The organism is Bilophila sp., from assembly GCF_057864385.1.
Window position 1 is genome coordinate 1 of sequence record NZ_DBMAFI010000099.1, and the last position, 9,926, is coordinate 9,926.

Annotated in this window: 5 protein-coding genes; 4 read left to right on the forward strand and 1 reads right to left on the reverse strand. The window is 55.9% G+C overall.

The window, feature by feature from the left end:
* The 3 genes from ACZM8Y_RS17035 to ACZM8Y_RS17045 form a co-directional block, all read left to right on the forward strand.
* Window positions 1-1,433, forward strand: a 1,433-nt coding sequence (locus tag ACZM8Y_RS17035) for a DNA topoisomerase (RefSeq protein WP_489501917.1), incomplete at its 5' end; no start/stop codon positions are given.
* Window positions 1,434-1,566: 133 nt separating this feature from the next.
* Complete coding sequence (locus tag ACZM8Y_RS17040; RefSeq protein ID WP_347138692.1) at window positions 1,567-8,355, forward strand: LPD25 domain-containing protein; 6,789 nt, start codon at window positions 1,567-1,569, stop codon at window positions 8,353-8,355.
* Window positions 8,352-8,558 (forward strand): transposon-transfer assisting family protein, encoded by a 207-nt coding sequence (locus tag ACZM8Y_RS17045; protein ID WP_489501918.1) that lies wholly within the window; start codon window positions 8,352-8,354, stop codon window positions 8,556-8,558. Before ACZM8Y_RS17040 ends, ACZM8Y_RS17045 begins: the two co-directional genes overlap by 4 nt.
* A 67-nt stretch (window positions 8,559-8,625) precedes the next feature.
* Here the strand turns inward: ACZM8Y_RS17045 and ACZM8Y_RS17050 are convergent, their stop codons facing one another.
* Complete coding sequence (locus ACZM8Y_RS17050) at window positions 8,626-8,820, reverse strand: helix-turn-helix domain-containing protein (RefSeq protein ID WP_208037424.1); 195 nt, start codon at window positions 8,818-8,820, stop codon at window positions 8,626-8,628.
* A gap of 484 nt (window positions 8,821-9,304) precedes the next feature.
* Between ACZM8Y_RS17050 and ACZM8Y_RS17055 the strand changes: the two genes are divergently transcribed.
* A complete protein-coding gene (locus ACZM8Y_RS17055; RefSeq protein ID WP_208037399.1) occupies window positions 9,305-9,829 on the forward strand; it encodes an RNA polymerase sigma factor in 525 nt (174 codons plus the stop codon).
* Window positions 9,830-9,926 lie beyond the last annotated feature (97 nt).

A 9,926-nucleotide genomic window follows, 5' to 3' on the forward strand; every position in this document is an offset into this window, starting at 1 on the left:
CGGCGGGCGGCATGGAGGCGGCCAGCGACCGCTTTATGAACCCCGACGACGCCGACGCCACCAAGACGGCCTGTGCAGGAGCGCAGGCCGTTTGTGTATCGGTAAAGCGTGAAAAAAAGACGGAGCAGCCGCCCCGTCTGTATGACCTCACTTCCTTGCAGCGGGAGGCCAACCGCCTGTTTGGATTTACCGCCAAGCAGACCCTTGACTATGCCCAACAGCTCTATGAAAAGAAGCTGCTGACTTATCCCCGCACCGACAGCCAGTATCTTACCGACGATATGCAGCCTACGGCGGAAAGCATCGTGTCCGGCCTGTGGCCGCTGCTTTCCTTTGCGGCGGGGCTGGACATTGCCCCGCAGTTTGGCCGGGTGCTGAACAGCAAAAAGGTATCCGACCACCACGCCATTATCCCCACGATGGAGTTTGTGCAGAAAGGCTTTGACGGGCTGACCGAGGGCGAAAAGAAACTGCTGTCCCTTGTGTGCTGCAAGCTGCTGTGTGCTGTGGCCGCGCCCCATGTGTTTGAGGCCGTCACCGCCACATTCACCTGCGCCGGGAAAGAGTTTACCGCCAAGGGCAAAACCATCCTGACGCCGGGCTGGAAAGAGATTGACCGCCGTTTCAGGGCGTCGTTCAAGACTGACGCCGACGAGGACGCGCCGGAGCTGGCGCGGGAGCTGCCGGAGATCACCGAGGGCCAGACCTTTGACAAGGTGGAGGCTTCCGTCACCGAGCATTTCACCACACCCCCGAAGCCCTACACCGAAGATACGCTTCTGTCGGCTATGGAACGGGCCGGGGCCGAGGATATGCCGGAGGACGCCGAACGGCAGGGATTGGGAACCCCGGCCACCCGCGCTTCCATTCTGGAAAAGCTGGTGCAGATGGGCTTTGTGGAGCGCAAGGGCAAGCAGCTACTTCCCACCAAGGACGGCCACAACCTTGCCTGCGTCCTGCCGGATGTGCTGACCTCTCCCCAGCTCACCGCCGAATGGGAAACCAAGCTGACGGCCATTGCCAAGGGCGAGGCTGACCCGGAGGGCTTCATGGCTGGCATTGAGGAAATGACGCGGGGGCTGATTTCCGGCTATTCGCAGATCAGCGAGGACGCGCAGAAATTGTTTCAGGCCGAGCGCGTGGCGATTGGCAAGTGTCCCCGCTGCGGCGAAAGCGTCTACGAGGGCAAGAAGAACTACTACTGCAGAAACCGGGCCTGCCAGTTTGTCATGTGGAAGAATGACCGATTTTTTGAGGAACGGGGCAAGGCGTTCACACCGAAAATCGCCGCTGCGCTGCTCAAAGACGGAAAGGCAAAGGTAAAGGGCCTGCGCTCCATGAAAACCGGGAAAACCTACGACGGGACGGTACTTCTGGCTGATACCGGCGGGAAATACGTCAACTATCGCATTGAACGGAGGGACAAAAACTAAAAAACAGCAAGCATAGGAAGTGTAGCCACACTTCCGGCAAATCCCTGACCCGGCTCACCCTGCCGGGCCGGGGATTTTGCTTTTTGGGGCATATCCCCAAACCCCTTGATTTTTTCAGAAAGGAGGGCTGCCGATGGCAAGTCTTAGGGACATCGTATCAGAGTATCAAGACGACCTGCGAAACGGCATTGCATGGCTGGCGTTCTGGCGCGAGGGCCGGAGCTGGCAGGCGGAGGCGTTTCACCTTGATCTGGACGACACCCTTTATCCAGAGGACAGGGCGCGGCTTGCAGAGATACAGGCCGCCGACCCACAGGCCGTTGTGGTAAACGGCTACTATTCCGGCTATCTGGGCGAGGAAATGAACGTGGCGGAGCTGGTTGCCGGAGTACGCCACCACTACGACAACGGCCTGAACAATATTGCCTCATTCATGGAGGCCCACAGCGACGAGCTGCCGCCGGATGTGTTGGAGGCAGCGCGGGAGAAAGCCCATGCTGCCGGACTACCGTTCTATGAACGCCCCTACCGTGGGGACGACATCGACCCGTACACCTATGACGGCCACATGAGCATTGAGGACTACGAGTTGATGCAGAAATTGATGGAGCAAGACCGGGAACAGGCTCACCCCAAAGAAGCCGCCCCGCTGGAAATAAGCAACGGCCTGATGCTGATTGATACCAACCGTACCACGTTTGATATGCAGGCCATCCAGAACCGGCGCTTCATGTTCTCCCCGCAGACCGGGGAACTGATTTTAGGCAGGCAGTACCGGGGCAATACCCTTGTCAAGAGCCACGCCGAGGAACACGGGGAAAGCGGTGCGAAAGCCCCTTTTGACAGCTTTCTTCGCGGCTGGGTTGGGACTGGAAAAGATTACAAAGACGGCGTAATCCATTTTGCCCCGGCGATTGACGCCCGCAATCCAGAACAATTCGACCACGCTTTTTCCACAGTGGAGATGTTCGCCCGAAATGGAGCCAACGGCAAAACCGTCATTCGCGGTTTTGGGGATGTATGGGAGCAACCATTATCTGAACTTATCCCGGAAAGGAGGAACCCCGTGAACGAAATGTTTTCTATCCTGCTTCATAACCGCCAGCGTTATGAGCAAGGCAAAGAGGGCCTTTGGCTTTCTTTGCCGACCACAACCGAAAAGCTACAAGAAGCCCTGCGGGAAATCGGCATCAGCGCCGACAATCCGCAGGACTTTTTCTTGTACGACTATCGAAGCCCACAGGAGCATCCTGTCAAGCTGCCCCGCGATCTGGTGCTGTCCGCCGGTGTGGACGAACTGAACTTCCTTGCCGCAAGGCTGGAAAAATTGGAAGCCGCCGAGCTTGCGGAGCTGAACGCCGCCCTGACAAGCCCGCAGAGCGACTTCCACAGCATCGGCCAGATCATCGACTACCCCGACAACGTGGATTTCTATGTACATCTGCCGGATGTCACCGGCACCGGTCAGTTGGGGGACTACTACCTGAACCGTTCCGGCATGGTGGATATGCCGGAGGAATGGAAAGCGGGGATCTTCCTGCCCCGCTTTGGCCTGCATATTGCCAACGCCGAGCATGGCGTTTTCACTGATTACGGCTATCTAGTGAAAAGCGGCGACGAATGGCAGCGCGTCCATGAGGGACAGCCGGTGCCGGAGGAATACCGGGTGATGGCCTACCCCCAGCCGGAGGCTGACCGGGAAGCCTTTCGCACCGAACCGGCGGCCCCCGCCGCCGTTCTGCCGGAGGCAGGCCCGATTATCATAAAAAGCATGACTAAAGACGAATACATGAAAGAGATCACCGACAGGCTGGAAGCCGGGGTGCGGGGTGTTCTGGACAGTGAGAATTACAAAGCCTACCTCACCTCAATGTCCAAGTTCCACACATACAGTTTCCGAAATACCATGCTGATTTTCCTGCAAAAGCCGGACGCTTCTCTGGTAGCTGGTTTAGGGAAATGGCAATCGGAATTTGAACGCACCCGAAAACAGGGCGAAGCCGGGCTGAAAATCATAGCCCCTAAATTCTACACAGTCAAAAAGCGCGTTGCAAAGAAAGACCCTGACACCGGCGAACCCATCAAGGACAAAAACGGCAAGCCGGTGATGGAGGAACAGGAAATCACGGTGCCGGACTATCGTGTGGTATCGGTGTATGACGTAAGCCAGACCGAGGGCAAGGAGCTTCCAAAGACCCATGTGGATATGCTGTCCGGCGACGTGGAGCAGTTTCAGGATTTGCAGGCGGCTTTGGAAAGATCGTCCCCCTATGCTATTTCCATTGAGCCGGTTTTGGACGGAACCAAGGGCCGCTGCTTCTATCTGGAACAGCGGATCGCCGTCAATGCGGGCATGAGCGAATTGCAGACCCTAAAGACTGCCATCCATGAAGTCGCCCACGCCCGCCTGTATGAGAAAAACAGCCATCTTACGGAGGATAAACAGCCGGACAAGGCCACCCGCGAGGTGCAGGCCGAGAGCGTAGCCTATGCGGTATGCCAGTATTGGGGGCTGGACACGTCCGATTATTCCTTTGGGTATATCGCAAATTGGAGTTCCGGCAGGGATTTGAAAGAATTGCAGGCGTCCCTTGAAACGATCCGGGCCGCTGCCAATGACCTTATCAATGAAATGGAAGTCCACCTGTTAGAGCTTCAGCAGGAACGGCAGGCCCAGCAGGAACACGCGGCCCCGGAACAGGCCAGCGATATTTCCGAACCCCGGCAGGAGCCGCAGGCGTGGAATGGGATTGACGGCCTCTTGAATGAAAAGCCATTGATGCCGGAGGCGTCCCCGGTGGAACGGGCCGCCGCGCTGGTGGCGCTGGCCGAAAAGGACGGCCCGCGTTTGGGCGACGGGGAACGCCGCCTGATTATGGAATATGCCGAGGCCGTGGGCGACACCGATAAGGTGATTGAACTTATCAACCGTCTGTGCGAACAGGGCTTTGAACTGCAACACGGCTACATGGACGATTTTATGAAAAGCCAGATGGAAAATGAGATTGCCGTTGCAAGGGCGGAACAGACCATTGCCCGTGACCCGGCAGCGGAGCCCATTGTCACGATTATTTGGAGTGAAAGCCCACACTTAAAAGACGGCCAGCAAATGCCGCTGCATGAAGCCGAAGCCGTTTTCGGGGCGCTGGACAGTTCCAAACGGCTGGAACGGGAACAGCCCGACTACACGGGGGGCTGGTACGACAAGACCAAGTTCCGCATTGACTTCTCGTTTCAGGGGCAGCCGGACAACTACGAGGGGCGGCAGGATTTTGGCGACGGGGACGGTTCCCTGATTGAGCATATCCGGGGCTATCACGAATACTACGCACAGGATGAAAGCTGGAAAAACCATGTGCTGAAACATGAGGGGCCGGAGGCATGGGAGGCAGACAAGGCCCAGCGGGAAATGCTTCTGACTGAATTTGTCCCCTATATGGAGCTGCATTGTAACCTGTCCCGGCTGGAACAGGAGGCGCAAACCCGTCTGGCATCCGGCGAAACCCTGACGCCGGAGGAAACAGCCTACTATGGGGCGCTGGAAAACTACGTCAAGGAGTGCCGCCCGCTTCTCAATCAGGGCCAGTATCAGTTGCCGGAGCCGCCGAAACTTTCTGACTTCGACCAGAGCTTGCAGGACTATAAAGCGCAGGTACAGGCCGAGATCGCGCAGGAAGTCGCTGACGCCGGTATGACCGTGGAGGAATACGCGGCGGCTGGTTATGAGGCCCCGACAGAACCAGAGCCGGAGCCTGCCCCGGAGCAACCGCAGGAAGCCCCGGAGCCGCCGACAAAGGAGCCTGCGGCGTCCGACTACTATTATTCCATCAACGAGGGCGCGGCCCGCCGCGCCAAGGAGATGAACAGCTATTCCGATTACAAGCCCGGCAGCGCCACGGCGGAGTACCGACATTATGTGGATAATGCCTTTGAAATCGCGCAGGCACAGAAAAAGCGCGTTGATCCCATGTACCATGAGAAAATCGACAGCCTGCTTGACACCTACGCCCGGAAACTGGCCGCCAACATGAACCACAGCTTTGCCATTGACGCCCGTGTTCCCTCGATCCTGATTGCCGGTGGTTCCAATTTCCCGGTACGCCAGAAAGAAAAACAGAACGCGGCCCGCGACAGCAATATGCAGGAATGGCAGTACATTCAAGGGCTGCTTGATAAAATCCGCAGCACCGGCATGGGTGGCATCCGGCAGGACGACCCGCAGGCCATCCCCAAGCTGCAAAAGAAACTGGACGGGCTGGTAAAGGCGCAGGAAACCATGAAAGCCGTGAACGCTTACTACCGCAAACACGGCACGCTGGACGGCTGCCCGCACCTTTCCCCTGAAAATCTTGAAAAGCTGAAAGCGGCTATGGTGTCCGGCTGGCATTATGAAAAGAAACCCTTTCAGAGCTGGGAGCTGTCTAACAACAACGCGGAAATCCGCCGCATCCGGCAGCGGATCGACAGCCTGACCCGCGCCAGAGAAACCGTCTATGTGGGCTTGGAGTTTGAGGGCGGCCATGTGGAGGCCAACCGGGAACAGAGCCGTTTGCAGGTGTTCTTTGAAGATAAGCCGGACGCCGACGCCCGCCAGCAGTTGAAAGAACACGGATTCCGATGGGCGCCAAGCGTCGGGGCATGGCAGCGGCTTTTGAATGGGAACGCCTATTACGCCGCTGACCGCATTTCAAGTATTCAGCCCCTTACCGGCGAGAAGCCCACGGAGCTGCAACGCAGCAGCATCCGACAGCAGCAGGCGCAGATGGCACAGGCCCAAGCCGAGCCGGAGGAATGTGTCTACCGGGTACACGCCGCCACCCGCAGCGACAGCCCGGAAAACCTGTATTTGCTGCAAGCCTATGTCCCGCAGTCGGACGGCACTGTAAAAATCGGGGCGGTTCTTTATGCCGGGACGGAAGAAAAATGCCGGGAACTGCTGGATCAGCTCAACACCGGGGAGCTGACGCAGGAAGCCGTCAAGGAGTTGTACGCCAAGGAACAGGAGCAGCCACAGGAAGCGACCCCTGAACAGGAGACAGTACCAGAGCCGGAGCTGGAAATCACGCCGGAGCCGGAAACGGCGCAGGATGATGTGTCCGACGCCGAGCCGCAGGAAAAGTCCGCCGACAAGCCCCTGACCGGCTTGCAGAAAAAGGCGGTGGAAATCGCTGGCCGCTACAAAGACCTGCCCCTGCAAGGCAAGATTGATATAATCGCGCAGGCGTTTGGCTGCAAGACCGGCGAAATCCGCACGTCCCCCTGTACCGGCAAATGGCGCGGCACCAGTGATATGTCCATTCACTTTGACAACGGCGCGTCCCTGTTCATCGGCAACCACCTGACGCCAAAAGCCAAAACCGTAAAGGTACAGACGGAATGTGTCAACAGTGCATTGGTGCATTTTAACCCGGAGATCGTGCAGGCCGCCAAGGAAGCCGCCCTGCCTGTTCTGTTGCAGAGGGAAGCCAAGGACAACGAGATCGCCGCCCAAAAGGGCCTAAAGCCCTACACGCTGCTGAATGTGGAGTTTAACGACGGGGCCGACGAGCAGACCGGCGGCTATATCGGCTGGTACTATGTGACGCTGGCCGTGGACGGAAAAATCTGCACCCATCTGGAAACGGGATTGAGCCATGATATAGCAGATGGCAAGGTGAGCGACACCCCCACGCGGGCAGACTACTTCACAGCGGGGGCCTTGAAAGAAACCGATGTGGACTATATGTTTAACAACGTGGGCTTTTCCTCTGCGTCCACCCTCTATGCGCTGCCGCTGCGGGAGGATGTACGGGAACGGGCGGAAAAGACACTGGCGGAACGGACTGCCGCCGAGCCGCAGGCAGGCCGGGAATGGGGCTTCTATGTGATTGCCGACCTGAAAACATGGGCGACCAATGCGGAACACCAAAGCCCCATTGAACACTTTGCCACCTTTGAAGAAGCCAAGGCCCGGTTTGACGAGCTGCGGGGCCAGCCCTACAACAACGAGGCCCAAGACCTTAACGACGCAGGACAGCCCTACGCACATTTGACGCTGGGCGTGGAAAGCAAGGATGGCATGAGCGCCACCGATATTCTCCAAGTACGGGCGGGACAAAACTATCTTGTGGACGACTTCACCCGCATGGAACGGCTGCGGGACGATCCCGTGGTACTGGAAAGCCTCTCCCGCGTGGCAAAGGAAATCGGTTTTGACCGTGTACGGCCCTATGTTCAGGAAAATGGCAGCTACAAGGCCATGCCGGATATGCCGTTTTCTGAATGGGAGAACCCTTATTTTACGGTTGATCCCCCGGAGCCGGACGACACCTTTTCCATCTATCAAGTGCCTGCTGGCCCGGAGGGGCACGACTTCCGTTATCGGCCCTATGAGGAATTGCAGGCCGCAGGGCTGACCGTGGACAGGAAAAACTATGCGCTTGTCTACACGGCCCCGCTGGACAAAAAGACTACGTTGGAGGATATTTACCGCACGTTCAACGCCGACGACCGGCCAGCCGGTTTCCGGGGACACAGCCTGTCCGTTTCGGACGTTGTTGTGGTAAATCGCGGCGGCAAGGAGGAAGCCCATTACTGTGACAGCATCGGGTTTACTCCTGTGCCGGAGTTTATGCAGGAAAGCCCGATTAAGACCGCTGAAATGTCCACCGAGCAGAATTACAACATGATTGACGGCGTATTGAACAATACCCCGTCGATGGGGGAACTGGAAGCAAGAGCAAAGGCCGGGGAACAGATTTCCCTTTTCGATGTGGCCGAGGCAGCCAAGGCCGAGGACAAGAAGCCGAAGCAGACCCGCCCGGCGTCCAAGACCGCCCAGCGCCAGAAAAAGCCGTCCATCCGGGCGCAGCTCAAAGCCGCCAAGGAGGAACAGGCCAAGAAGCCGCCGCAGCGAGAAAAATCAAAAGAATTGGAGGTATGACAATGCAGTTTAATGTGGAGGAAGAAAACCTGATCTGTCTGTATCACAATGCCGACCGGCGCAGGACGATGGCGAAGCTCCATGCCGCGCTGCCGGATATGGGCGGGGAAATGGCGGCGTTGGCCCGCCAGACCCTTACCAAGCTGGACACCATGACCGACGCCGACTTTGAGGCGTACCAGTTCCATTTCACAGACGAGTAAATAAGTATAACGAAGCGCCGGGCGCGGGGGCTGTATGGCCTCTGCGTCCGGCGCTGTTTTTTTGCCTTTATGCCTGCTCCATCGGGAAATTCGGCAGGGCTTCCAACAGTTTCATAATCAAGTGCTGTTTCATATCCTCGTCAACGGCCAGCTCGTCAATCATGGGGGCATAGTGTTCAAGCACCTTTTCCGTAGCCCACTTCTCGCCTGCGACGGCGGCCTTGATCGTGGCGCTGTCCAGCAACATTTCCTGTTCGGCCATCCTGTCCACTCCTGTCTTTTTTATGCTTGTATCAGCATAACACAGAACCGGCAGAAATACCAGCGGCGGAAACATTTTCCTACGCATTTAGAAGCCCTCTCTGGCGGGAATTGGATAATCTGTCCCGCCTGCCTGCCGACCATGCCGGGAAAGCCCTTCTATGGCTGGCTTTCACCGCCCTAAATGCGTAGACAGGAGGTATCTTTTCCGCTGCCGTTTGGCCTCTTTCTTCCGATGTATGGCTGCCTCAGTATATGACCTATACTTACACTCTATTATTCATATTTTCCGTCTTGTGTTCTTCGAGCTGATGAAATATAATAAAAAAACTCGTTTGAACACTATTAAGAAATCAGTCTTTTCATGCCGGGAATGAAATTACCTACTTCGCCTCGACATTTTACCTGAAAAAAATTATTTAAAAAAGTGAACCGCCTACAAAGTCATAGCGAATATAGGGTGAACGGGCAATGGAGGTGAAACATTGGACGCAAGAGAAATCGAGAAGTGTATTGATGAGTTCGGTACAGATATATATAGATTTTGCCTGAAACTCTGTATGGACAAATCAGAAGCAGAGGACTTGTATCAACAGACTTTTCTAAAAGCGTTAGAAATGGAATGGACACTTGACTGGGGGCAAAATCCAAAAGCACTGTTTTTTTCCTTGACACACAATCTTTGGAAAAGCGATAGACGAAAGCAGGCCCGCCGAAATATGATTGCTCCATGTAGTAATTTGGATGATGAAGCAGAAACAGTCTTACATTCCGACGAAAGTATTGAAGAAAGCTACTTGCAGAAAGAATTGATTTCAGAAGTTAATCGGATTATTGAAACCCTACCAGAAAAAATCCGAATACCGCTGACACTGTTTTATCTTTCTAATTGTTCCGTAGAGCAAATATCAACAATCATTAAGAAACCGCCCGGAACGGTAAAAAGCCGATTGTTTAAGGGAAGAAGTCTGATTAAGAAAAGATTGGAGGAAGCAGGATATGAAACATGACCTTTTCAATACAGAAATTGATGAAATCATCCGGGCTTCTATGAAACTGGCTGACGAACCAGACCCGGAGTTGAACAACAAACTGAAAGCGACATTG

What these genes read in the sequence shown, in the direction of transcription:
- ACZM8Y_RS17040 (WP_347138692.1), top strand. Translation starts at nt 1,567, where the DNA reads ATGGCAAGTCTTAGGGACATCGTATCAGAGTATCAAGACGACCTGCGA.
- ACZM8Y_RS17045 (WP_489501918.1), top strand. Translation starts at nt 8,352, where the DNA reads ATGACAATGCAGTTTAATGTGGAGGAAGAAAACCTGATCTGTCTGTAT.
- ACZM8Y_RS17050 (WP_208037424.1), bottom strand. Translation starts at nt 8,820, where the DNA reads ATGGCCGAACAGGAAATGTTGCTGGACAGCGCCACGATCAAGGCCGCC.